We start from the raw sequence: 24,447 nt of genomic DNA on the forward strand, positions 1-24,447 counted from the left end.
GATTTTTTTACATGAAAAATATTGCAGTTTATTGTGGATCAAATAAGGGCACTAAACCGAGTTATGTTGAAGGAGCTGTACTACTCGGTAAAGTATTAGTAGAAAATAGTATTGGATTAGTTTTCGGCGGCGGTAAAGTCGGTTTGATGGGTACCATCGCAGATAGTGTTGTCCAATCTAAAGGACATACAATCGGGGTTATCCCCCACTTCCTACATGAGAAAGAAGTAGCACATCCAAATCTTTCTGAACTTTACACAGTCGATACGATGCATCAAAGAAAAGATATGATGTCTTCACTTTGTGATGGTTATATTATGATGCCAGGTGGTGCAGGAACACTAGAAGAATTCTTTGAGATTTTCACTTGGGCACAACTAGGTTTACATCAGAAACCGATTGGTATATTAAATATTGATGGCTTTTATGATCCCTTAATACAAATGTTAGAAAAGATGATTCAAGAAGGCTTTATTGGAGAACATTACAGTGAACTTGCGATTGTGGATGCTAATCCAAGTTCATTAATCGACAAAATGAAAAATGCTCAACCTGTTAGTGTTAAGCGTTACGATGAAAGATAATCTGCTTCACTCATAACTTTAATACCATGACGATTCAGCAAGGCGCTTGTTACTCCGAGCCCTTGTTTTTTTTTGCCACTAAAAGTTCCATCATAAATTTGAGCATTACCACAGCTAGGACTGTTAGCTTTCAAGATAACAGTATCAATACTTTTTTCTTTTAATATCTTTAAAGTTTGTTCTGCTCCTTTAATAAATGACGCAGTAACATCTTTACCTGTATTCGTCATGACTTTCGCATTTCCATCCAATACATCAAAGCCGTCACCACCTATAATTTCAGCAGGGGCTCTTGGTACAGTCAATCCACCCAAAAGTTCGGGACAAGCGTGTATAGCATTTCCTTCTTTGATTAATTGAATAAGTGGGCTTTTACCTTGCGTTCCACCGTCATAACGGACATTCTCACCGACTAAGCAGCTACTGATTAATATCATAATTATGCTCCTCAATTGTTAAATCTTTATAAAATAATACTTGCTCTCGTAAAGGATGATAGTCACGAATAAATGGATGATTAAAGCTTTTAACATAAGTCATACCTAGTTTATCCATAATTCTCCTACTTGGACGATTCATCAGACTCGTATAACTATAAACTTCTTTTATTCCCTTTTCTTTAGCATAATTTAATACAGCGTGTGCACCTTCAGTGGCATAACCTTGATTCCAATACATTCTCTTTAAGCGCCACCCTATTTCATAACATGGCATAAAAGATAAATCAAAGTGTTTCGTTGGAATTAAATATTGCATCCCAATAAACCCTATAAATTTGCGCGTAGATTTCAATTCTACAGCAAATAAACCGAGTTCGTGTTGCACTATTTCCTGTTGCATTAAATAAAATGCAATCTCGCTTCGGGCACTACTCATCACGTCAGGAAAATAACGACGGACATCAAAATCTTTGTTCATTGCTTGAAAATGCACTAAATCACTTTCTTGCCAATCTCTAAATTTCAATCGCTCAGTCTCAAAATATATCATGACTTCCTCCCATTAATATAAATATACCAAAGTTATCCCACAACATAAATGAAGACATTACAAAAAGCCGATATTTTTAAATATCGACTTTTTGTATATTCCTCGTACATTCATTATTTATATAAAATGATTTTTGCAGCTGTTTTGTCTTTTGATTCACCAACAACCTTCACTTTGAGTCCATGTTTAGGTAACACTTTTCCTGCATGTGGTTGTGCTTTATTTGTGTAGTCTTTACTATCATCAAATAATGAATTAGCTACTAGAGATTTATCAACTAATGTTGAAGTTTCATCTAATGTAATCTTTAATGGATCTTGTTTCGTTAAACTAAATGCTGCGTCACGCATTTGCCATTGAGTAGACGCTACTCCTGCGCCTTCTCCTTCCCATGCCAAGGCATTTTGATCAGCATCAACAACTCCTACAAAACCTTGACCTGGGTGTTTTCCAACATGGTTATCTGTAAATGATTCATCTACATACTCTACTACTAAACCTTGGTTATAAGTCAAGAAACTATCCCCACGTTTAATATGTGCTAACCCGCTATCAATCTTATTATGACTTCTCCATTGCAATAAGTAATAGTTTTTACTGTACTTCTTACCGTCTGATACCGTAAAGCCATTTAAATCAAACTTTGGTGTATCTTCTGCTCCATCCACTAATACCTCTTTATCATCAGCTGTTACTTTTAAGTTATCTAAATATAAACCTGGTGCAATATATCCAGCATCTGTTTTGTATAATACACGTAATTGTACTTGTTGACCTGCATATGCATCCAAATTAAATGTTGCAGGAACAAATCCGTCACTAGTACCATCGATACCATTACCCATATTAGCACCACTTCCATCTGGATCATCGTTATTCGTAATATTACCTTCTAAGTTTGTCCAATTTTCACCATCAGTTGAAACTTGAACATAAGCATAGTCATATCCTTTTTCGATATCGTACCATGCATCAAACGTAAATTCTGATGATTTTGCACCCGTTAAATCAACCGTTGTAGATAATACTGTTTCTAAGTCGTTCGCTGAACCACTGTGGTACATTTTACTACCTTCTTTAGGTTGCACAACGTCAGTTACTTTATCTGGTAAAGCAACTTTGACCGCATCGTTATTCGTACCTTTTGTAGTCGCTTCATCAAGTAAGAATTCTTGAGGTGTACTCGTCACATCTTTAATATCTACTTCAGAGCCTGTTTGCCAATTTCCGCCGTGCATATCTTGTAATAATTCTTTCATATATGGATCAAATCCTGATGGCTCCGTTCCTGGAATTTTACCAGCCCAGCTACCACTCGACATGATTGACCAGAATGATACAGGTTCCCCATTTCCTGAATAAATCGTATCGTACTCATCTGGCAGTCCTAAATCATGGCCGAATTCATGTGAGAATACACCTGCCGCACCATCTTCAGGTTGGATTGTGTAGTCGATTACTGCTAGTTCTCCACCGAACTGTTCTTGTCCAGAGTTTGTATTAGGAATTGTGTATGGATTACCATTTTCATTGAAATCTAGACTCCAACGATGACTCCAAATTGCGTCACTACCTAGACGTCCACCTCCAGCATCTTCACCAGGAGAAGCGTGAATAATCATTACATGGTCAACGATACCATCCTTCTCATTTAATACACCATCACCGTCTAAATCATAACGATCCCATTGATCATATTCTTCTAAGTTAACATTTGGATCTTTCGATGCTGCTTCCAATGCTTCCTTTACAAGTTCTTTTGGACGAATGTCACTTCCATCAGCATCAGGATAATTACCCCCGTAGTATGCTGCATCATGTTTTGCCGTGTACCAACCGTGTACTTCACCATCTAAAGCATAACTACCACCTGATTGATTATTATAAAACTTTTGCATACTCACTAAATTCTCACCATTCGGCCCTTCATAACCGTTCGGATTAAACACCATGTCTTGGAAATGACTCATTGGATAATCTTCGTAGAACATATCTGTTTCTTCTTTTGTGATTGTTGAATTTTTATAATCTGGGAAATCAATTGCTAATAATAGAACTTTATCCGTGCGCTTCTCGCCATTATAACTTTCAGTAACTACAGATTTTACATTTTTAGCATGACCTGCTTTATTTCCTTTCCCTTTTGTATATTTATTTTGTGCATTCTTTTTATTTTTCTTATCTGTTACTTTATTGTATTTTTTATCGAATGCACCTTTGTTTTTTATGTATTTGTTTGATTGTTCTTGCTTATGTTTCAAATATTGTTGAACTGTCTTTTCTGCTTCAGCACGCGTTGCTGTTTTAGAAATTTTCCCTTCTTTCTTTAACATTTGAATTAATCGATCTTCGTTAGCCACACCTGCATCGAAATTTGATCCCATATGTACTTGTGATCCACTAGTATCTGCATACGCCGCACCACTAGTTAAACCTAAACTCGAAACCCCTAAAGATAATGCTAAAAGTGAAGAAAATAATTGTTTTTTTCTCATCTGTTTTGCCCCCGAATTTTCAATATTGTTTTACTGCTTGAGAATATTATCTTCTAAATATTCAGAATTGTAAATAAAATTTTGAATATTATAATATTACAAATATGTAACAAAAAAGTAGGACATAAAATTGTCCTACTTTTAATAAAGATTTATTTGTAAATACTAATTTTCCCAACAGTTCCATCACTGTTTTGACCTTCAACTTTTATTTTTAAGCCTAGTTGAGGTAAGACACGACTACTATCTGGTACTTGCATATTATTGCGTGATGTTAAGCTATAGCGTTTATCCGTAAATAAACTTACTGGCTTGGTTGATTTTTTCTTAAAGAAGTAATTTTTTGCACTATTATATTGTCCGTAGCTCTTCGTATTGAACGCTGCATCATATAATTGCATATCAGACATTGGTATTAAACCATCTTGAGTTGTAATATTTGATGGACTAGCATCAACTACTCCTACTAAACTTTTACCGAAATGTTTCGATAAGTTAGAGTTGTCAGTGTAAGTTTCATTCACATACCAAATGACTAAACCTTTACCATATTTGTTGATGCCAAATGGATCTTTTATATGTGATAATCCTTTATCTACGCCGTTATGAGAACGCCATTCTAATAAGTAATAGTGATTATAATTTCTCACTTTACCATACTTATCTTTTTTACGAATAGTTGGTAAATTCACTTTTACAACATCATTATTCACGCCCTTAATACTTGCTTGGTCAATTAGATAGTAACGTTTTTTACTTGAGATGTTTTTATAATTAATTTCACTACCGAGGATCCAATTCCCACCATATATTTGTTGTAAATCAGATTTTGCAAATGGACTTAATCCGACAGGCTCCATTCCTGGAATTAAACCTGCATCTGCCCCGTAACTCATAAGTGACCAGAAACGAATAGGTTCTCCAGCATGACTTTCTGCATTTGGTGCAGTATCATACTCATCGATTAATCCCAACATATGTCCAAATTCATGCGAGAAAGTACCAACTGTACTATCCTCAGCAAGGATACCATACTCAGCAATCCCTAAACGATTTTTATAGAGTTTAGAATATTTGCTGTGCGTTCCTGCGATAGATTTCGGGTTGCCATTCTTTGATAATTCCACTTCGGAAACATGTTCCCAAATCGAATTTTGTAAGAACTTTCCGCCGCCCTCACTTTCCCCAACACCACTGAAGACAACGACAAATTTATCAACAATACCATCTGGTTCTTTCATATTACCATCTTGATCCAAATCATAATAATCATATTGATCATACTTATTCATATCGATTGATTTATCTTTCGCAACATGCCCAGCCGCTTCCATTATTAATTCAGAAACTTTAGCATCTTCATTATGCCCATAATAATTTAATGGGTGCTTTGCTCGATACCAACCGGAAACTTGTCCACTTAATTGAAGGCTATCTCCAGATACGTTTTGATAATATTTTTTTATTGAGCTATATTTTTTATTATCTGGCCCTGTTATTGATTCTCCGAAGAATAACTGCTGATAATATGCTTTATCATACTTTTTACGATAATTAGATGTATCAGCCTTCGTTAGCGTAGATGCAGGGCTATTACTGAAGTCCATCATTACAACTAATACATTTTCTTTCATTGGTTTTTCACGGAATATTCTTTTTTTGAACGCAGGCACTTTATCGACACTTGTCGACTTCGATTGTAATACTGGCTCATTTACTTTTATTTTATCTGTGTTATCAAACTTTACTTCGTCAACTGACTTTGGAGCTTGTATCGGAGTATTTGCTGAAATGATACCCGTTGGGATTATTGCTGTCGTAATGGCTGCAATTGATAATGTCTTTAAAATTTTATTCACCTGTTTTACCTCACCATCATAGTTTCTTCTTGAATGATTTGATTACCTGAATATACTTTTAGCGTAATCTTACCATTTGCTTCTCTCGCTATTTTACCATGAAAATAACAATGGAAACGATTTTCCTTGTATTTTGTATCATAACTTCTTGATTTTCCTGGAGGTTTTCCATCAAATAATCCTACTTGTTCTCCGTCTTCATCAATCAGTTCGATTGCCACTTGGTTAACTTGCTCTTTGGTAAATATATCAACAGTAAAGTGTTCACCGACACTCACTGTATTTGGATATTCAACATCAACATCTGTGCTTGACTTACTTATTGGTGCATTGGAATTCTTTTTGTTGTCATTATAATTATCTTTCCGTTTGTCATCATCGTTACCTTTACTCGTAATTACATTTTCATCTTTACCGAAACTGCCATCTTCAAAAGTTGAAGGGTCATACCATTTATAATCATGACCAGGTGTACCCCATGGTTCTTCTTTTGGTTCTGATGAATTTTGTGGTATTTCAAAGTCTAATACTTTTGTCTCATCATCTAAATCAATTTCTCCTTCAAATGAAGTAAAGTCTTCTTGTTTAATCATCCAACTGACAAGATTCTGCATTAAACGTTGATGATCCATTTCACGAATACCGTCATATGTGTTTTTACTTTGTCCATTATCTTCTCGTACGTATTTAGGTGTACTATCTTCTACAATTGAGGAGTCTCCAATAAAGACCGCTTTACCTTTACCAAGCTTACTTATTGCTACGAATGCTCCTTCATCTTTATAACCTTTCGTATAGACCCCTTGATCGACAGCATGCCCCCATTTATCACGTGATGATAAACTTTCAGGATATAATACACCTTTTGCTTTTTTCTTATCTGTAATTAGAATTGTACTCCCGGCGTGCATATTGACCTTAGTTACACCATCTAATATACCAAATACATTATCTTCATCTTTTGCTGATAATACGACATCATCTAATGCATTATATCTAAATCGAACGCCAAACGTCTCACTTAAGTAATCAGATGATTTTACATTTTTCATACGATCAGATTGTATCTCATCTCGCTTCATACCTTTCGTTATGTCATCAAATGCACCACGACGATAACCATTAAATATCTCTGAGGCATCAAATCGATTCAAGTTTCGATCGGCATTGTAATGGTCAGCAATCATCATTACACTACCACCTTGTTCTACGTATGTCTTAATGGCATCTTGCTCACTCGTCTTTAGTGGAATGTTTGGTTCTGGCATAATAAATGCTTTATATTGCTTCAATAATCCAAGCGTAATTTCATCATTATATCCTGTTGATGTAGTTGTAATACCTTCTTTTATAATATCATCGTTAAATGTAGAGAAACCACCATTTATTACCCAATCTGCTTCACCTGCAGTCACGCCATGTGCTGCATCAAATATAATATCAGCTTTACTGTTTGATTTCATTTGACTTGTTGTGTTGTCTTTATGTTGATTAGATGAATTGCATCCTGAGAGCAGTATTCCTGTAGTTAATAATACAATTATTTTTTTCATATGAGTCTCCATTAAAAAAGTGTGTTATTATATATCAATTTACATATACATTAACACACTTTGAGCTATTATTTTGTTTTATAAGAAATCAATCTTACTTTCACTTTATCTGAATGAAAGTTAACCTCAGTATCTTTCGGAGTTGTTACGGTTACATCAACTAAATCATCTGACTCATTAAACTCATAAGTGATTAAATAACTCTCGAAGTCTTGGTCAAAGTTTGGCTTTTGTGCCACGATTCTATTTACATCGCCATAAGTATCTTTCACAGTATAACCTGTAATTGATTCAAGTTCACGTGCGATTTCAGAAAGTGTATATTCTTTACCTTCTATAAGTACAAATTTTTCCTCATGCATATTAACGCCTCCGTGTTCTTTTTATTATGATTCCCTAAAATGTAGTTTAAGAAACATTTATTACATACCCTTTTGAATTCTCTAATGTTTTGTCGGCCATATCTTTTGATTCAGAAACGCCACCTTTAATATATAACTGAGCTTTACCATTCTGAATTTTTTTATAATCTTGTTTATTAATAGCAATTGATTTATAACTAATTGTCTTTTCTTTTGGTGCATATTCATTATAATTCTGCTTACTTTTTTTCATTGTAATCTCTTGAAGCTCTGTAGGTATAAACGATGCATATTCCGAGAATATCTTTTTACCATCGATATCTAATAATCCAACATTGTTATAGTATAAAGGTTTATTTAACGTATTTTCTGTTGTCACTTCATATATCATGACATACCCTTCAGTATCGCCATTAAATAACACAACCTGGTCCTTAGGCATATCTGTCACTTTAAATATTTGAATTCGACTAATTGTCGTGTTCATACCTGCATCTTTAAAATTTAAGCCGATATCCTTAATAGACTTCACTGTTTGTACTTTACCATTCGTACTTGCTTCAATTGTATTTGGCATTGTGACTTTATTACGCGATTGAGCAGCTTTACTTGCTAGTTGTGCACGGGCTTTTTCTTCTTTATCAGCCTTTTGCTGAGCGATTAAGCGATTGCGTTTATCAATTGCTGCTTGCTTTTTCTTTTCCTCTTCTTCTCGCTTAAGTTGTGCTTTTATTTCTGCTTCTTTATCCTTTTCTAATTGATTTATAACTGTTTGTTTATCTTTAATTTCTTTGTCTATAGATTTATTCTCTTCTTGTAAAGACTTTAGTTCTTTCTTAGATTTATCTTTTTGTTTCTTTAATTGCTCAATTTCTTTTTTCAGTTTGCCTGTATCTTCATTACTACAGCCCGTTAAAATTAATGCACCTGAAATTGCTAAGTACGCAAAGTTTTTCAAGTCAATCCCACCTTCATCATTCTAGCTACTATTTTAACACAGAATATAAAATTCGTATGTTAATTACATTCTCAGAAATCTTATTCTTTGCATTATTAATTATTTTGAAGAACAATATAAATATACATTAACATTAAGGGGGGAAAATTAATGAAATATAAAATTATTCATAGTTCAACATCCGAAAGTACACCGAACCACATGATCTTACCAGTAATTGTTTATCAAGATGTTAAAGGCGATTTCGCACAAATATTCAAACAAAATCAATGGACCGGAATTTGGACAGACGGTGTATTTGATTATCATCATTACCATCCAGATACACATGAAGTTTTAGGCGTTGCATCTGGTGAAGCCACACTGATGATTGGCGGGGAATCAGGCAGTAAAATTACCGTTAAAGTAGGAGATGCATTATTATTACCTGCAGGATACGGACATAAAAGATTAGAAGCGAGTCATGACTTCAAAGTTGTTGGTGCATACCCAACCGAAAATGAAGTAGAAACGTTAACAAGCTATGACGACATAAATGCAATAAACATGAGGGTAAATAATGTAACATTGCCTGAACAAGATCCAATCGAAGGTAGTACAGGTCCAATGTTTAAAGAATGGCATAATATTTATCATTGCAACACTTTTCTAAAATAGAGGCGGCGAACGAGCGTTTTGACACATGCAAACTGGAAACAAAACCGAATGAACTATAAATCAAAGTTGCGATTTATGAGTTCATTCGGTTTTTACTTGTGGTAGAACAGTTAGTCCCAAATCTCTGCTATTAGAACCATTTCTTTACTCTAAAATATCCTATCATACCAACAGTGATAGCAATCATTACAACCCAAACTGCTAAATAGCCATATTTCCAATGTAGTTCTGGCATGACTTCAAAGTTCATGCCATAAATACCTGCTATTAATGTCAAGGGCATGAATATCACAGAATAAATTGTTAATATTTTCATGATATTATTCATTCTAAATGAGTTCAGTGAAATATAGTTATCTCGAATATCTGCAGTCATCTCTCTTGATGATTCAATCATCTCGACTTGTTTGATTAAATGGTCATTGATGTGGTGCAAGAAGATTTTTTGTTTCTTACTGATTGATAATACTCTTCCTTCTAATAGTCGATACACTAAATCACGCATTGGCAATACAGTACGTCTAATTAATAATAAGTCTTCTCTTAAATCAAATGTCTCATCTATTAAGTTCTCTGTCGAAATATTCACAGAATGTCGATCTTCGAACGAGAATACTTTATCTTCTAGATCGTATACAAAAGGAAAATAATTATCGACAATAGCATCTAATGTTTTATACATCACTTCATTGGTTGTTATCTTTTCATTCGGCTTTTTATTTAGCATTGTTTGCCATACTTTATCTACTTCTTCCGACGCTTCCTTGTGGAATGTCACAATTAATGTAGGGTTAATAAAGATATCTATTTCTTCCGGTTTCATTGTCTTTAAATCAATTGCATGGAAAACAAAGAACAAATAATCGTCATATTCTTTATATTTTGGACGCTGACTTACTGTTGTCGCATCTTCAATTGATAACGGGTGAAAGTGGAAAAATTGACTTAATATTAAACTCTCTTCTTTAGTTGGCTCACTTAAATCTACCCATAACCATTTTGGAGTTACTTCTATATCATATGGCGAGCTACACACATGAAGTGCATTCTGTTCATCTATATACAGCGTTCTAATCATTTTACACCTCTATTGTTTTTATCATTGATGTACGATTCATCATTGTTGTATATCCTAATTTTCCATTTAATCGAATCATTGCAATATTACTCGGATGTACATCGCTATATATAGTATTGATATGATTTTCTTTTGCGATGATTTCAATTTGTCTTTTAAGTTGAGTTGCAAGACCTAGATTTCGAAACTTTGGATCTACATATGTCGACTTTATATGAACCACATCCCCTATGTGATACCATAAGAATGCGCATAAAGTATTATCATCTTCTATTAATAATATTTGATCATTACGATGCATCATTAATAAACTCATTGATTCATAACGTAATTTAATGTCTAGTTCAGTTGCACTGTATTTCTTATCATATGCTTTAGGCATTAATTCATGAATACGTGCGATTTTCTTTAATACTTCTGTTTCAGTTGTTAATAAACTTCTCATATCATTCACCTTTTTCATTGTACATGGATATGTATGATATCTCCACAATAAACTTAAACAAATACATCTACTCAAGCACAAAAATTACACCTGTTACATATACAAAACACACATTTCCTAGTTGTACTATTACAGTTAAACTGCTTTATATCAAAGTTTATTAAAAAGTTAACCGTTTTCAAAATAAATGTGATTATTTTCACGTATCGGTGTTATAATTGATTTGTGAAGTGATTAACAAATGAAAATTTGGAGGGAATTATTATGTTTAAAGAAGAAACTAAAAAAACAAATGCTTGGGAAGGTTTTAAATTAGGTAAATGGAACAAAAGAATCGATGTTCGTGAATTTATCCAATTGAACTACACTTTATATGACGGTAAAGATGAGTTCTTAGCTAGTCCAACTGAAGCAACAAAAACATTATGGGATCAAGTAATGCAATTGACAAAAGAAGAACGTGACCGTGGTGGCATGTGGGATATGGATACTAAAATAGCATCAACAATTACATCACATGACGCAGGTTACTTAAATAAAGATTTAGAAACAATCGTAGGTGTACAAACAGAAAAACCATTCAAACGTTCAATGCAACCCTTTGGTGGTATTCGTATGGCAAAAGCTGCTTGTGAATCTTACGGTTATGAATTAGATAAAGAAACTGAAAAAGTCTTCACTGATTACCGTAAAACACATAATGCTGGTGTATTCGATGCTTACTCAAAAGAAATGTTAGCTTGTCGTAAAGCGGGTGTTATTACTGGTCTTCCAGATGCTTACGGACGTGGACGTATTATTGGTGACTATCGTCGTGTAGCATTGTATGGTGTAGATTTCTTAATGAACGAAAAACAAAAAGACTTCAATAACTTATCTACTGTAATGTCAGAAGATATCATTCGTTTACGTGAAGAAGTTTCAGAACAATATCGTGCATTAAACGAATTAAAAGAATTAGGTAACATTTATGGATTTGATATTTCACGTCCAGCTGAAAACTTCAAAGAAGCTGTTCAATGGACTTACTTAGCATACTTAGCTGCGATTAAAGAGCAAAACGGTGCTGCAATGAGTTTAGGCCGTGTATCTACATTCTTAGATATTTATGCAGAACGTGATTTAAAAGCTGGCACAATTTCAGAAATCGAAGTACAAGAAATCATTGACCACTTCATCATGAAATTACGTTTAGTAAAATTTGCACGTACACCAGATTACAACGCATTATTCTCAGGAGATCCAACTTGGGTTACTGAATCAATCGGTGGTGTTGGTATTGATGGCCGTGCATTAGTAACAAAGAGCTCATTCCGATTCTTACATTCATTAGATAACTTAGGTCCAGCACCAGAACCAAACTTAACAGTATTATGGTCTACACGCTTACCTGAAAACTTTAAAAAATATTGTGCAAAAATGAGTATTAAAACAAGCTCAATTCAATATGAAAATGATGATTTAATGCGTGAAAGCTACGGCGACGACTACGGTATCGCATGTTGTGTAAGTGCCATGAAAATTGGTAAACAAATGCAATTCTTCGGTGCTCGTGCTAACTTAGCAAAAACATTATTATACGCAATTAACGGTGGTGTTGATGAAGTAAGTGGCGCTCAAGTTGGTCCAAACTTCGCTCCAATCACTGATGAAGTATTAGATTACGATAAAGTATACAAACAATTTGATCAAATGATGGAATGGTTAGCTGGGGTTTATATCAACTCATTAAACGTTATCCACTACATGCATGATAAGTACAGCTATGAAAGAATTGAAATGGCTTTACATGATACAGAAATTATTCGTACAATGGCTACAGGTATTGCTGGATTATCAGTTGCTGCTGACTCATTATCAGCAATTAAATACGCAAAAGTTAAAACAATCCGTAACGAAGAAGGATTGGTAGTCGACTTCGAAACTGAGGGCGAATTCCCTCAATACGGAAACAATGATGCGCGTGTTGATGATATTGCAGTACAATTGGTAGAATCATTCATGGGTAAATTACGTAAGCATAAAACATACCGTGATTCAGAACATACAATGTCAGTATTAACAATCACTTCAAACGTAGTATATGGTAAGAAAACAGGTAATACACCTGACGGACGTAAAGAAGGACAACCATTTGCGCCAGGTGCGAACCCAATGCACGGAAGAGATAAAAATGGTGCCTTAGCTTCATTATCTTCAGTTGCTAAATTACCTTACGATTGCTGTAAAGATGGTATTTCAAATACATTCTCAATCGTACCGAAATCATTAGGTAAAGAAGATGATTCACAACAACAAAACTTAGTAGGTGTATTAGATGGTTATGCAATGCAACATGGTCACCACCTAAACATCAACGTATTCAATCGTGAAACATTACTTGATGCGATGGAACATCCAGAAGAATATCCACAACTTACAATCCGTGTATCAGGATACGCAGTAAACTTTATTAAATTAACACGCGAACAACAATTAGATGTAATTTCAAGAACATTCCATGAAAAAATGTAGTAAATAGTTAAAGGACGGGATTTAGATGATTAAAGGACACATTCATTCAGTAGAAAGCTTAGGTACAGTTGACGGACCAGGACTGAGATATATACTATTCACTCAAGGATGTTTATTACGTTGCCAGTTCTGTCATAATCCAGATACTTGGGAAATCGGTGCCCCATCTAGGGAAGTAACTGCTGAAGAAATTGTGAACGAAGTATTACCTTATATCCCATACTTTAATGCTTCCAATGGCGGTGTAACTGTAAGTGGCGGAGAACCGCTACTGCAGTTACCATTCCTTGAAGAATTATTTGCAAAATTAAAACAACACGGCATCTCAACTTGTGTAGATACATCAGCAGGTTGCTTCAATGAAACACCTGCATTCATGCACCACTTTGATAATATGCAAGAGAATACAGATCTATTCTTAGTTGATATTAAGCATATCGATAACGAGAAACATATCAAACTTACAGGTAAACCGAACACACACATCTTAAGATTTGCAGAGCTACTATCTGAAAGAAAACAGCCTGTTTGGATTAGACATGTTCTAGTACCAGGCATCACTGATGACGAAGCAGATTTAATCAAGCTCGGTGAATTTATCAATTCTTTAGACAATGTCGAGAAATTCGAAATCTTACCCTATCACCAACTTGGTGTTCATAAGTGGGAAGCAATGAATTTACAATATCCATTAAAAGACGTTGAACCACCAAGTGATGATGCAGTCAAACATGCTTATGATTTAGTGAATTTCAAAGGAAAGACTCCTATAAATTAATTAAAAGCATTCAGCCAGTGGCTGAATGCTTTTAATTATCTTCATAAGTATCAAGTAACATCATCTCATCATAGTTAATCGATTGTCTTAATTCTACTGCTAAGTTCGTAGATAACTTTCCTTTTGCGAGTAAACGGTTAATCAAATCTTTCTCAGCATTAAGTACGTCAAGTGCGAATAGTGTTTCTGCATCGTCTAAACTTTCACTTGTCGCATTACGCTTAATTTGACTCACACGATTTAAATAGTTATCAGATACGAGTGCAATTTCAATACGATTATCTAAAGTCATTTCTTCTCCAAGACGTTGAACAACATTGTAATGTACACGTCCTGCAATTTTTTGAATTTCAATTAAGTTATTCTTAATCGACAATGAACTTGATTGATTAATACGATTTGCAAATGCTTTACGCTTTCTGTGCATTCTATATAAGAACAACATTCTTCTAAAGAAATTTGTAGAATGAAATATTTTAGAACGTTCGATATATTGTACATAGTTATTAAATGAACTTTGTGTGATTTCACTCGCATCAACCATTTCATCTAACGTCTTCATTTCAGTATTCATTGCAATAGCATGCAAGCGATCAATTTCTTTTGGACTATGATTTCTATCGCTCACTTCACTATAAAACCCTACTTGCATTGTATATTGACGAATTAAGTTACCTGCGATTATACTATTTTCTTTCGTAGTATTATCGTGTATATATTTAATCCCAAACTCTTTTAACTTAATACGCGCATCTTTAAAACTTAAAATTGAATCATCTACATTTACAATAGATTTAGGTGTCAATATTGGTAGCAATATTTGAGCGACTACTAAACTAATCACAATAATACCTGCTGCAATAAATAGTAAATTATCACGATAAGTAAATACTTCACCTTTGACGATTTCTAACGGTATTGTTAAAGCAATGGCCATTGAAATTGTACCATGAACACCACATACAGTTGCGATAATCGCGTATTTGAAGCGGTTCGGTCTTACTTCTTTCTCATCAATATTCTCACGATTTAATATACGTTCAAATCTGCTTTCACGGATGTAGAACATATCATATAAGAAGAACACCCAAATAAATCTAAATAAATAAACGAGTAAGGCAATAATAAGCATATAAATAATTGTCGATGTAATATCCTCATTACCGTGTTCAATTAATGACGTCGTTACTTCTGGAATCAAATATCCTAGTAATGTAAAGACAAATCCATTTAACACTGTAGATAATAATCCCCATGTATTATTATAACCAAGTTGTAATCGAGTTGTTGCCTGGCTCATCCTATCACGTTCAATGCCGTGAACAATACCGCCAATAACAGCTGCTATGACACCTGATGCATGTATTTGTTCAGCCAGTTCATATATTATAAATGGCGTTAATAACTGAATTAATATAAAAATATATTCATTAAAGAAACCTTTACGAATCAGAAATATCCTTAATTGTACAAACAATAATCCAACGATTAAACCAACAATTAACCCACCCAGCGTAGCTACTAAAAATTGTGATACAGATTCTCTAACACTAAATACGCCAGTTGTAAGTGCAAGTAATGCTATCTTAAAACTTAAGATACCTGCAGCATCATTGAGTAAAGATTCACCCTCTAGAATGGTCATTAAACCTTTTGGTAATCTCTTACCCTTTGCAATTGCTTGGACAGCAACAGCATCTGTCGGACAGATAATTGCAGCAAGTGCAAAACAAGCGGCAAGTGGTAAGAAAGGCATTAGCCAATGTGTGATAAATCCTAATCCGATAACTGTCGTAAATACTAATCCCATCGCCATCAATATAATCGGCTTTAAATATTTAAGAAATGTTATTCTGGAAACTTGATACCCTTCTAAGAATAATAATGGTGCAATTATTCCCATTAAAAATAACTCAGGTTCAAATTCAACATGGAGCGGTACTGGTGTTAAAAAGATTAACATCCCAATTATGATTTGAATAAATGCAAGCGGAATTTTAGGTATATAAAAATTTATTATAGTTGAAAGAATAATTGCAAAAACTAGACTTAAAATAATTATAAAACTTTCCATGCGTCACCTCTTTTATCTTCAATGATAAATAATTATACCCTTAATTCTCACATGTTTACATAGAATTTACTTGAAAATAAAAAAAGTAAGTAGCCTACGATTAGACTACTCACTTTCACCATTTATTCAGTATCACGTGACGGACCATAAATAGGTGGTACTTTTAAATCAGCTTGACGCATTAGTACTGTCATTTGACCTCTGTGATGTGCCTGATGTGCAATCATTGAATATAATAAATGACCTTTAGGCATATTCATACCGAAGAAATCAACTAATTCAATTAAAGCTTCATCAGTTAAAGATGAATCATATGCTGCTAACGTATTATTGTATATTGTCTCAGCTGCCTCGACAATATCTTTCACAGTCTCAGGCATTGGTGCTCCGAAAGTAGTACCATCAACTTTAATACCTGCTTTATCCGCAAAGCCACCTACACTTTGAACAACATGCCATGCAACTTCACCTAAAGTACGATCTAATTCAGAAACGGCTTGATCTAAAGACTCGTCTGTTAATTCTTTTAAGCATGCAATCGTCGTGTTTGCTTCCATACGATATTGATTAATAAAATCTTGTTTTATACGAAACATTAAATTGACCTCCTTACCTTTTATACTTTAAATATACCCTCATTAATGCTAGATTACCATGAATAAGGTACAGGTGATATATAAGAGGATTGTCACACATGATTGACAATCCTCTTAAATTTATTTATGCTAATAAAAAAGAAAGGAGTGATGTCTTATGACGAACATTAATACTGCAACTGTTACACTTTGTTTCGTCATGGACATTACTTGCTAACTATTGCTCGTATACCCGTGGCGAAATCGCCACGGGTATTTTTATAAACTAAAGGAGCAATATAATGGATATATTAACACAATTAGGATTCAACGAAAAAAGAATCAAACAAGCAAATGAATATAATGAAACATTAATAAAAGCACGTATCTCTGTGCAACATAAAGGGATGTACCGTGCAATGACTGAAGAAGGAGAATATTTAGTCCAACTATCAGGGAGAGACAAATTTGAAAGTCACGACTTAATCCATATCCCGGCCGTCGGTGACTTTGTATTAATAAAACCATTTCCAAATGAACAAAAAGGCATTATTCAACACATATTACCTAGAATACAACAATTTGTGCGTAATGCTGCAGGTAATCAAACGAAACCACAAGTCATTGCGACAAATATTGATTATGCATTTTTAACAATGAGTTGTAATGACAACTTTAATACAAATCGACTAGAACGCTATTTGATTGCAACATATGACTCAGGTGCAAACCCGATTATTGTGATGACGAAAGCAGATTTAATTACGGATTTAGATAAAGAAATTATGATTGCAGAACTTTCAAACGTTGCCCCTACTGTACCTGTTTATTTCGTACAACATGATAGTGATGACAATATTGAAACACTACGTAATTACATAAAAGAAAATAAAACAGGGACACTTGTCGGATCAAGTGGTGTTGGTAAATCGACACTCATAAACCGTATCATCGGGAAAGAAATGATGGATACAGGCGAAATACGATACACTGATAATAAAGGAAAGCATAAAACAACACACCGTGAATTGCTTTTACTCGATGACGGTGGGATATTAATTGATACACCAGGCATGCGCGAATTCCAATTATGGAGTACTGGGGAAAACGTTGGCTTAGGTACTGAATTTGAAGATGTAGAAGACTTAATATTACAATGTAAGTTTAACGACTGCACACATAGGAATGAACCAGGCTGTGCAATTAATGAAGCCATTGAAGCTCAGGAATTAACTGAAGATCGATTTGAACGATACAACAAGTACCTAAGAGAGCTCGCCTTTGTTGAACGACGTAATGATGAAGCAAAGATGAGCGCTGAACGTAATAAATGGAAAAAGATGACGCAAGCAGGTAAAGCAAATCGAAATGCAAAGATAGGGAAAAGAAAATAGAAATATTTTGTGGTGAGTGGTCTGTAAATAAAGATTACAGACCACTCATATTTTTAAAAACTCTATTTGACAAACTATACCAAAAAGATTATATTATAAGTGAGCTACTTGGTAATACAAAGTAGCTTTTAAAAGATTAGCTATCTTGTATTACAAAATAGAGGTGAAGCCTATGAGTATGCGTACTCAATTATTGAAAGGATTACTAGATGCATGCGTCCTTTCAATCATCAAAGAGAAAGAAGTATATGGATATGAACTCTCTCAAAAGTTACTCGATTCCGGACTCGGTAATATTAGTGAGGGGACAATATACCCAGTACTCCTCCGACTACAAAAGAAAAATCTCATCACAAGTGAAATGCGCGTTAGTGACGTTGGCCCGAAACGAAAATATTACTTCATCACTGCTGAAGGTGAAGAAGAACTGAAAAACATGACCGAAGAATGGAATGCCATAGTTGGGCCAATATCAACATTGATTAATAAGGAGGATGAGCATGACGAGCCTAAATGAAATGAATATCGAATATGTTAGAAAAGTAAATCAGTTACGACCAAAAAATAAAGAAGCTTTTGAATATGTTGCAAGTTGCATTACAAATAACGTTATGTTGTCTGAAGATGAATCAGATGAAATGATACTCGAGATACTTGAAGATTTAATCATTGCACAAAGCAATTGTACATCAGCTGAGCATTTCTTTGGAAATGATTTAGATAGTTTTATAAGTGATTTAACAAAAGAATTACCTAAACGCACAGTCAAATCATTTCTTGTAAACATAATTTTTAACTTAAGTATTGTCCTCATTATCATGTTTTTTATTTTAGGTTTTACAGACATTATCCTTCTTGCAAGTGAGGGAGAACATATAGATATTCCAATCTATTCTACTATTATATCTATCATTCTAATGATTGTATTATGTTGTATCAGCGTATTTATTAAACCACAAGCCTATGAGAAAAGAAGTACCACTCGAAATATAATAAGTGAATGCTTTAATTGGCTCATATACGGTGTTTTCTATATTTCATTTAATGTATTTAACACTGCACCTTATTTTAAATTTCCATTTTATATAAGTTTTATTATGTTTGGCATAATGATTTATATAAGCGTTCAATTAAAAAGAAAATACTTCCCGAAAAAACAATTCATATAGATAGGAGTGATTTAGCATGAACACTAAAGAAATTATTAAACAAAACAATTTGAAGCGAAAAGAACTTACTCCTGAAAATTTAAAAGTATATGAAGAAGTTGTAATGTATTTACGTGGTGATTTATCAATTTCTGAACATGTAACTGAAGTGACTTTATTAGACTTATTGGATCATTTACTAGAATCTCAAATGCATGAAGTTACAACAGAAGAATTTTTTGGAGATAATCCCGAACAATTTGCAATAGATTTAGTTGCTGAAATTCCAAAAGAATCTAAAAGTAATATTTACTTATTTATTCTGTCTCTCGTGTGTTTATTCTTTGGATTATTTAGAATTACAACATCTCTAATTGATGCTATTTATTTTTATGTATTTAATAAAGTTAATAAAGTAAATGTTATACAAGAACTAATATCTAATTCTATTATTGTACTTGTAATTGTCACAATTTTACTTATAGCAATAAAGAAGTTTCAGAATAATTCTTTCTCTAATAATTCAAATATACAAAAAAATATCCTATTTACTATAATATTATCTTCACTATTTGTACCTTTTATAGTGATTAAATTCATACCCCACCTATTACCTAATGGTGGTATGATAACTATACCTTGGTATATCAACTTTCTGATAGGAATTATACTTATTGTAATTTACAAATTATTATTCAATATATCTAAAAACAATAAAGAGCTAGTGTTCTTCAGATAAAAAATACCCGAAGCTCAACGTAGCTTCGGGCATTTCAATTTATATAATAATATCTAACACAAACCATATCACCATAATAAATAAGATAATAAACTTTGCGACTGTGCTTGTTAAGAATCCAAATAGCGATCCTAAACTTGCATTAAATGAGCGTTTAAAATCTTGATGAATCAATAATTCCACAATAAATACTGCTGCAAATGGTATGACGATAATTCCAAACGGTGGAAAGAAGAAGCTTCCGAGTATTATACCAATCGCTGCGGTTAATTCCCCTGCTCTACTCCCACCGTACTTCTTAACAAAGTGTCCACCTAACACATAATCACTAACTAACGTAATTATTGTCAGTGTCGCCATCGCAACCCAGAAGAACCACGATAATTCATTATTATTCACAGCAAAGTGATAGATAAAGAATCCAACCCACATCATCAAAATTCCTGGAATCATAGGCATAACCAATGCTACAAATGCTGATAAAAACGCTAAAATTATTAACGTCCAAAGAATAAATGTCATGCTAAGTCCTCCATTTTAACTGGTTTAGTGAAAATCAATAATATAAATGCCAATAAAATAAATCCTGATGATACAAAGAATACGTTTCCTAATCCAACGATTTCACTCATCACGCCACCTAGTAGGTTCCCTAATAATTGGCCAACAATCATCGCATTAGAAAATAATGTCGATGCGTATCCTGGAAAATCAGGTAATATATCCTGGAAGTAACTAATCCCAAGTCCGAGTAATATCGCTAAGAAAAATGCAAGTAACACTTGGCCAACAAGCATTGCTGTCACACTATCAAATACTCCAATTGAGAAGTAATATGCTCCACCTAATATACCACCAATCATTAATAGCGTTCTCGTTTGAAATTTACTCGCTAGAATTCCTAAAATAATCATGAACGGTACTTCGAGTCCTGCACATAAACTCGCTAAATAGCCAACATTCGACTCATCTGCTTTTAAAAACTCAGTAACAAAAAGTGGCATGTTTAACGTGTACATCCACTGTCCAACATGTAAGAATACAAATGCTAAGAATGGAATAAGCAAGTACATATCTTTCGCTAAGTTAGGTGCAACTGGCTCCACTCTATTTGAATTGTAAGTAACTTTCTCTGGTTTCACTTCATTGAAGAAGATTAAGAATGAAACGAGTACAACCCAATAAATGATGACAGTACCACCAAATATACCACCAAATCCAAATTGTTTTAATAATACTGTACCGACTAAAGGACCAAATAAAAATCCAAAACTAAACATCGAACGAAGAACAGTATTGGCAAAAACTGCATTCTTACTCGATGCTGAAGCATTGATACTTTCTCTAGCTGAAGCATACATCTGTGGCATTGCAGGTGCTGCCATCCCACCAAAGAATACATAAAGCGTCATAAATAAATATGGATTGGATACGAAATAATACATACTAAAGGCAACTGATGCCATTGCAAGACTGAACATAATCATGTATTTTCTACTAAATCCTGCTCTATCAGAAAATCTTGCAACGATTGTGTTCACACCAAATCCTGCTAACGCAAACAGTGCCATCATAACACCATATAGTCCACGTGTCATACCTAATTCTTGCGTTGCATACAATACAAAGAATGGCACAGTGATTGCCAGTGCCATGCCAAGTAAGGTCATATTAATAAGGAATAAGACATAGTTTTTTATACTGAAAAGGTTTTTAAACATATATACACATACTTTCTATTTATAATACTGTTCTATTATATAGCAAAAAGAATATTTGTATAGTTATGTTTGCTTACAAAGTAATAAGTATCGCTGCCTTGTCATCATGAAGCTTGACTCTAGGATACTTCTTTTTCTCTTTATCCTGGAGTTCTTTTGTAATCATATAGTCTAACATTGCTTCAAGCCCATCTTGTACGAACTTTAATACAAAATTATCTAAACCTAAATGCTCTATATCATAGAATCCATCAGTCGTAATTAATATGTGTGAAAGATCAGTTGTATCAATTTCTCCACGATTATATGCATGATTGAAATTCACATCACCATTCATCACCGAATACCCGCCAGGTACGTTTGCAGTACTTTTAGCATTATCAATTGCTTCTATCATTTCTTGTGGCAAAGTATTAGATTCATATACACCTGGATATTTCTCCTGCCACTGTTTCACTCGATTACTTTCATTAGTCTTCTTGAAACTAGGTATCACTTGAGTTACTTCATTTGATTTAGAGACGGTATAAATAACACAATCTGCTGAACTAGTAAAGTCAGCTTTCGTGTCATGAAGCTTAACAACAGCATGACAACACTGAAAACGATCTTTAGGATGATTGATTACGATATTAAATACATCCATTGCTGATTGAATACTCGCATTTGCTAATTCGGTCGCATTATTTAGAGTAATATTTGCGTCTACTTGTTCAAATGCTTGTTTCACTGCATCTGTAGCACGTTTGCCAGGAGTAATATTATTAATCAATATTCCTTTTAAACTCGTTACTCCATCAATCACACCATAAATCTGTGCTGCTTCATTTATTACTAATGCATCTTCATTCATGACTCCGATACCTTGTGCAAGTACTGAATTTATCATCTCTACACCTACCCTAAAAGTATTGTATTACGTACTTCTGTCATTTTGCGATCAAGTTCACTGGATGCATCCGCTACTTCTCTTAACTCCTTACGAATCTCATCACTTAATTGTTTCGTATTATATTTGTATTGTAGTTTATGTTCTGTCGATGCGAAGAAATCCATAGCCAACGTCCTAATTTGGATTTCAGCAGGAATCCATTTCACTCCTTCAGATAATACAAGTTCTGTTTCAACAATTAAATGAAGACTCTTATAACCACTCACTTTTGGGTTTTTGATATAATCTTTCACACGAACAACACGCAGGTCACTTCGTCCACTAAGCAACTCACAGATTTTATATACGTCTTCTTCAAATGTTGTAACGATACGTACACCTATAATATCAAAGATATTCTCTCGAATAGCCTCCAATGTAAGATCAATCCCTTTACGCTTCAGTTTCTCACGTAGAGATAAAGGGGCTTTGATACGTGTCTTAACATGTTCAAAAGGAGAATAACCATATCGTGCTTGCCATTCTAAGTCAATAATATCAATATCACTTGTTAGTTCGAGCAGTCCCATTTCGTATTCTTTAAAGAAATATTGAAATTCCTCTGCCAATTTCACAAATTCAGCTTGTTCTTCGATCTTATTAAATATTTGATTGATATCCATAATATGTCCCTCTCTTCTTACTCAATATATCAAATTTACACATAAAAAAGTACGAATACACATTGCATTCGTACACTATCGAATTGGTACATATTTTTTTACTTCGATATATTCTGACGCGACTTCTTTCATCAACTCAATATAAGCATTGACTTGTGGCAAACTCAGCATATCCGTTTCATAACATAAATACGTTTCACGTAGTAATGGGTTATTAGCGACTTCAAGTAACTGAATTTCAAATAATTCATGATCAATGTCTTTCATCACAATCTCAGGTAAAACTGTCATACCCACTCCGTTAAGTAATAATGATTTACAGGTTGAAATTTGATCCGTCTTAATTTGCGGTGCATATTCTTTATTGAATTGTTCAGTATACCAATGTTCGATTTCTTTTAAATAAATTGGATCAGCTTGAAATTCTATCATTGGTAATTGATCAAGTTCTTGCGCTTTATTCTTAGGATAAATAAAATAATGCTTTTCACTTATGAGCAAATCGTTATGAAGGTTCATGATTTTACTACCTCGAATAACTGATACATGAAAGTCATGACGATTATTTGAAATTCGAGTAGATGAACCTACTTGTAATTGAATCTTTACATTTGGATAACGCTCAACAAAGCGACCGAGCACAATTGGCAAGATTGTATGACCAATTAATGATGAAACACCAATGGACAACTTACCATTCACGATGCCATCAGACGATTGAATCATCTCTTTTAAGTTCGTTTCTTCCTTCAACATTTTACGTGCATGTTGTATTATCATTTCACCATTTGAAGTGACAATTAGCTTCTTTTTCGTACGAATGAAGATATCTGTGCCCCACTCTGTTTCTATGGATTTCAACCGCTGACTAACAGCAGGCTGTGAAATATATAAAGTATCCGCTGCTTTACGTAGCGTTTCCTCATCCGCAAGTGCCACTAATAATCTGTAATCATCTATTTTCATATG

Annotated in this window: 24 protein-coding genes; 8 read left to right on the forward strand and 16 right to left on the reverse strand. The window is 33.9% G+C overall.

The window, feature by feature from the left end; translation table 11 throughout:
• Nucleotides 1-11 precede the first annotated feature (11 nt).
• The gene (locus ACMGE9_RS03135; RefSeq protein ID WP_414043802.1) at nt 12-584 is read left to right on the forward strand and encodes a TIGR00730 family Rossman fold protein; all 573 of its coding nucleotides are present in this window, start codon (nt 12-14) and stop codon (nt 582-584) included.
• On the opposite strand, the gene ACMGE9_RS03140 is transcribed toward ACMGE9_RS03135, so the two are convergent.
• From ACMGE9_RS03140 to ACMGE9_RS03170, 7 genes are all read right to left on the reverse strand, one after another.
• The gene (locus ACMGE9_RS03140) at nt 569-1,021 is read right to left on the reverse strand and encodes a DUF523 domain-containing protein (RefSeq protein ID WP_414043803.1); all 453 of its coding nucleotides are present in this window, start codon (nt 1,019-1,021) and stop codon (nt 569-571) included. The two genes, ACMGE9_RS03135 and ACMGE9_RS03140, sit on opposite strands and share 16 nt — an antisense overlap.
• Nucleotides 1,005-1,574 (reverse strand): GNAT family N-acetyltransferase, encoded by a 570-nt coding sequence (locus ACMGE9_RS03145; RefSeq protein WP_414043804.1) that lies wholly within the window; start codon nt 1,572-1,574, stop codon nt 1,005-1,007. Before ACMGE9_RS03145 ends, ACMGE9_RS03140 begins: the two co-directional genes overlap by 17 nt.
• 113 nt (nt 1,575-1,687) lie before the next feature.
• Nucleotides 1,688-4,069 (reverse strand): immune inhibitor A domain-containing protein, encoded by a 2,382-nt coding sequence (locus ACMGE9_RS03150; RefSeq protein WP_414043805.1) that lies wholly within the window; start codon nt 4,067-4,069, stop codon nt 1,688-1,690.
• A 152-nt stretch (nt 4,070-4,221) separates the two neighbouring features.
• Nucleotides 4,222-5,928: an immune inhibitor A domain-containing protein gene (locus ACMGE9_RS03155; RefSeq protein WP_414043806.1), complete on the reverse strand. Its 1,707-nt coding sequence runs from the start codon at nt 5,926-5,928 to the stop codon at nt 4,222-4,224.
• Nucleotides 5,929-5,933: 5 nt separating this feature from the next.
• Nucleotides 5,934-7,481, reverse strand: a complete 1,548-nt coding sequence (locus ACMGE9_RS03160; protein WP_414043807.1) for a DNA-binding protein — start codon at nt 7,479-7,481, stop codon at nt 5,934-5,936.
• 68 nt (nt 7,482-7,549) lie between these two features.
• Nucleotides 7,550-7,843, reverse strand: a complete 294-nt coding sequence (locus ACMGE9_RS03165; protein WP_414043808.1) for a hypothetical protein — start codon at nt 7,841-7,843, stop codon at nt 7,550-7,552.
• 46 nt (nt 7,844-7,889) lie between these two features.
• Complete coding sequence (locus ACMGE9_RS03170; protein ID WP_414043809.1) at nt 7,890-8,801, reverse strand: DUF5068 domain-containing protein; 912 nt, start codon at nt 8,799-8,801, stop codon at nt 7,890-7,892.
• Nucleotides 8,802-8,951: 150 nt separating this feature from the next.
• On the opposite strand from ACMGE9_RS03170, the gene ACMGE9_RS03175 reads away from it, so the two are divergent.
• The gene (locus ACMGE9_RS03175; RefSeq protein WP_414043810.1) at nt 8,952-9,458 is read left to right on the forward strand and encodes a cupin domain-containing protein; all 507 of its coding nucleotides are present in this window, start codon (nt 8,952-8,954) and stop codon (nt 9,456-9,458) included.
• A 130-nt stretch (nt 9,459-9,588) separates the two neighbouring features.
• Here the strand turns inward: ACMGE9_RS03175 and corA are convergent, their stop codons facing one another.
• The gene (gene corA / locus ACMGE9_RS03180) at nt 9,589-10,536 is read right to left on the reverse strand and encodes a magnesium/cobalt transporter CorA (RefSeq protein WP_414043811.1); all 948 of its coding nucleotides are present in this window, start codon (nt 10,534-10,536) and stop codon (nt 9,589-9,591) included.
• A 1-nt stretch (nt 10,537) separates the two neighbouring features.
• Nucleotides 10,538-10,981, reverse strand: a complete 444-nt coding sequence (locus ACMGE9_RS03185) for a GNAT family N-acetyltransferase (RefSeq protein ID WP_414043812.1) — start codon at nt 10,979-10,981, stop codon at nt 10,538-10,540.
• A 264-nt stretch (nt 10,982-11,245) separates the two neighbouring features.
• Here ACMGE9_RS03185 and pflB point away from each other — a divergent pair, with 264 nt between their 5' ends.
• Nucleotides 11,246-13,495 (forward strand): formate C-acetyltransferase, encoded by a 2,250-nt coding sequence (gene pflB, locus ACMGE9_RS03190; RefSeq protein ID WP_414043813.1) that lies wholly within the window; start codon nt 11,246-11,248, stop codon nt 13,493-13,495.
• A gap of 25 nt (nt 13,496-13,520) precedes the next feature.
• The gene (gene pflA / locus ACMGE9_RS03195) at nt 13,521-14,273 is read left to right on the forward strand and encodes a pyruvate formate-lyase-activating protein (protein ID WP_414043814.1); all 753 of its coding nucleotides are present in this window, start codon (nt 13,521-13,523) and stop codon (nt 14,271-14,273) included.
• A 31-nt stretch (nt 14,274-14,304) separates the two neighbouring features.
• Here pflA and ACMGE9_RS03200 read toward each other — a convergent pair whose 3' ends face one another.
• Nucleotides 14,305-16,347, reverse strand: a complete 2,043-nt coding sequence (locus ACMGE9_RS03200; RefSeq protein ID WP_414043815.1) for a cation:proton antiporter — start codon at nt 16,345-16,347, stop codon at nt 14,305-14,307.
• A 122-nt stretch (nt 16,348-16,469) separates the two neighbouring features.
• The gene (locus tag ACMGE9_RS03205; RefSeq protein WP_414043816.1) at nt 16,470-16,943 is read right to left on the reverse strand and encodes a DinB family protein; all 474 of its coding nucleotides are present in this window, start codon (nt 16,941-16,943) and stop codon (nt 16,470-16,472) included.
• Nucleotides 16,944-17,224: 281 nt separating this feature from the next.
• Between ACMGE9_RS03205 and rsgA the strand changes: the two genes are divergently transcribed.
• From rsgA to ACMGE9_RS03225, 4 genes are all read left to right on the forward strand, one after another.
• Nucleotides 17,225-18,316 (forward strand): ribosome small subunit-dependent GTPase A, encoded by a 1,092-nt coding sequence (gene rsgA / locus ACMGE9_RS03210; protein ID WP_414043817.1) that lies wholly within the window; start codon nt 17,225-17,227, stop codon nt 18,314-18,316.
• A 172-nt stretch (nt 18,317-18,488) separates the two neighbouring features.
• Nucleotides 18,489-18,833 carry a PadR family transcriptional regulator gene (locus ACMGE9_RS03215; RefSeq protein ID WP_414043818.1) on the forward strand — a complete coding sequence of 115 codons (345 nt, stop codon included), beginning with the start codon at nt 18,489-18,491 and terminating at the stop codon, nt 18,831-18,833.
• On the forward strand, nt 18,817-19,485 hold the full coding sequence (locus tag ACMGE9_RS03220; RefSeq protein WP_414043819.1) for a DUF1129 family protein: 669 nt from the start codon (nt 18,817-18,819) through the stop codon (nt 19,483-19,485). The genes ACMGE9_RS03215 and ACMGE9_RS03220 overlap by 17 nt, the downstream gene beginning before the upstream one ends.
• 16 nt (nt 19,486-19,501) lie before the next feature.
• Entirely contained in the window at nt 19,502-20,203 is a 702-nt protein-coding gene (locus ACMGE9_RS03225; protein ID WP_414043820.1) for a hypothetical protein, read from the forward strand.
• A 39-nt stretch (nt 20,204-20,242) separates the two neighbouring features.
• Here ACMGE9_RS03225 and ACMGE9_RS03230 read toward each other — a convergent pair whose 3' ends face one another.
• The 5 genes from ACMGE9_RS03230 to ACMGE9_RS03250 form a co-directional block, all read right to left on the reverse strand.
• A complete protein-coding gene (locus tag ACMGE9_RS03230; RefSeq protein WP_414043821.1) occupies nt 20,243-20,725 on the reverse strand; it encodes a DUF456 domain-containing protein in 483 nt (160 codons plus the stop codon).
• Nucleotides 20,722-21,924: an MFS transporter gene (locus ACMGE9_RS03235; protein ID WP_414043822.1), complete on the reverse strand. Its 1,203-nt coding sequence runs from the start codon at nt 21,922-21,924 to the stop codon at nt 20,722-20,724. The genes ACMGE9_RS03230 and ACMGE9_RS03235 overlap by 4 nt, the downstream gene beginning before the upstream one ends.
• 73 nt (nt 21,925-21,997) lie before the next feature.
• Nucleotides 21,998-22,813, reverse strand: coding sequence for a hypothetical protein (locus tag ACMGE9_RS03240; protein ID WP_414043823.1), 816 nt, complete (start codon nt 22,811-22,813; stop codon nt 21,998-22,000).
• 8 nt (nt 22,814-22,821) lie between these two features.
• Nucleotides 22,822-23,478: a GTP pyrophosphokinase gene (locus ACMGE9_RS03245; RefSeq protein WP_414043824.1), complete on the reverse strand. Its 657-nt coding sequence runs from the start codon at nt 23,476-23,478 to the stop codon at nt 22,822-22,824.
• A 75-nt stretch (nt 23,479-23,553) separates the two neighbouring features.
• A complete protein-coding gene (locus ACMGE9_RS03250; protein ID WP_414043825.1) occupies nt 23,554-24,444 on the reverse strand; it encodes a LysR family transcriptional regulator in 891 nt (296 codons plus the stop codon).
• Nucleotides 24,445-24,447: the final 3 nt, after the last annotated feature.

This window comes from Macrococcus animalis, assembly GCF_047425875.1.
Classification (GTDB): Bacteria; Bacillota; Bacilli; order Staphylococcales; family Staphylococcaceae; genus Macrococcoides; species Macrococcoides animalis.

Excerpts from the sequence above, each read along its gene's own strand:
- ACMGE9_RS03220 (WP_414043819.1), top strand. The coding sequence starts at position 18,817 with ATGACGAGCCTAAATGAAATGAATATCGAATATGTTAGAAAAGTAAAT.
- ACMGE9_RS03250 (WP_414043825.1), bottom strand. The coding sequence starts at position 24,444 with ATGAAAATAGATGATTACAGATTATTAGTGGCACTTGCGGATGAGGAA.
- pflB (WP_414043813.1), top strand. The coding sequence starts at position 11,246 with ATGTTTAAAGAAGAAACTAAAAAAACAAATGCTTGGGAAGGTTTTAAA.
- rsgA (WP_414043817.1), top strand. The coding sequence starts at position 17,225 with ATGGATATATTAACACAATTAGGATTCAACGAAAAAAGAATCAAACAA.
- corA (WP_414043811.1), bottom strand. The coding sequence starts at position 10,536 with ATGATTAGAACGCTGTATATAGATGAACAGAATGCACTTCATGTGTGT.
- ACMGE9_RS03230 (WP_414043821.1), bottom strand. The coding sequence starts at position 20,725 with ATGACATTTATTCTTTGGACGTTAATAATTTTAGCGTTTTTATCAGCA.
- ACMGE9_RS03135 (WP_414043802.1), top strand. The coding sequence starts at position 12 with ATGAAAAATATTGCAGTTTATTGTGGATCAAATAAGGGCACTAAACCG.
- ACMGE9_RS03225 (WP_414043820.1), top strand. The coding sequence starts at position 19,502 with ATGAACACTAAAGAAATTATTAAACAAAACAATTTGAAGCGAAAAGAA.
- ACMGE9_RS03240 (WP_414043823.1), bottom strand. The coding sequence starts at position 22,813 with ATGATAAATTCAGTACTTGCACAAGGTATCGGAGTCATGAATGAAGAT.
- ACMGE9_RS03205 (WP_414043816.1), bottom strand. The coding sequence starts at position 16,943 with ATGTTTCGTATAAAACAAGATTTTATTAATCAATATCGTATGGAAGCA.
- ACMGE9_RS03145 (WP_414043804.1), bottom strand. The coding sequence starts at position 1,574 with ATGATATATTTTGAGACTGAGCGATTGAAATTTAGAGATTGGCAAGAA.
- ACMGE9_RS03140 (WP_414043803.1), bottom strand. The coding sequence starts at position 1,021 with ATGATATTAATCAGTAGCTGCTTAGTCGGTGAGAATGTCCGTTATGAC.
- pflA (WP_414043814.1), top strand. The coding sequence starts at position 13,521 with ATGATTAAAGGACACATTCATTCAGTAGAAAGCTTAGGTACAGTTGAC.
- ACMGE9_RS03165 (WP_414043808.1), bottom strand. The coding sequence starts at position 7,843 with ATGCATGAGGAAAAATTTGTACTTATAGAAGGTAAAGAATATACACTT.
- ACMGE9_RS03200 (WP_414043815.1), bottom strand. The coding sequence starts at position 16,347 with ATGGAAAGTTTTATAATTATTTTAAGTCTAGTTTTTGCAATTATTCTT.
- ACMGE9_RS03215 (WP_414043818.1), top strand. The coding sequence starts at position 18,489 with ATGAGTATGCGTACTCAATTATTGAAAGGATTACTAGATGCATGCGTC.
- ACMGE9_RS03185 (WP_414043812.1), bottom strand. The coding sequence starts at position 10,981 with ATGAGAAGTTTATTAACAACTGAAACAGAAGTATTAAAGAAAATCGCA.
- ACMGE9_RS03160 (WP_414043807.1), bottom strand. The coding sequence starts at position 7,481 with ATGAAAAAAATAATTGTATTATTAACTACAGGAATACTGCTCTCAGGA.
- ACMGE9_RS03245 (WP_414043824.1), bottom strand. The coding sequence starts at position 23,478 with ATGGATATCAATCAAATATTTAATAAGATCGAAGAACAAGCTGAATTT.
- ACMGE9_RS03150 (WP_414043805.1), bottom strand. The coding sequence starts at position 4,069 with ATGAGAAAAAAACAATTATTTTCTTCACTTTTAGCATTATCTTTAGGG.
- ACMGE9_RS03235 (WP_414043822.1), bottom strand. The coding sequence starts at position 21,924 with ATGTTTAAAAACCTTTTCAGTATAAAAAACTATGTCTTATTCCTTATT.
- ACMGE9_RS03175 (WP_414043810.1), top strand. The coding sequence starts at position 8,952 with ATGAAATATAAAATTATTCATAGTTCAACATCCGAAAGTACACCGAAC.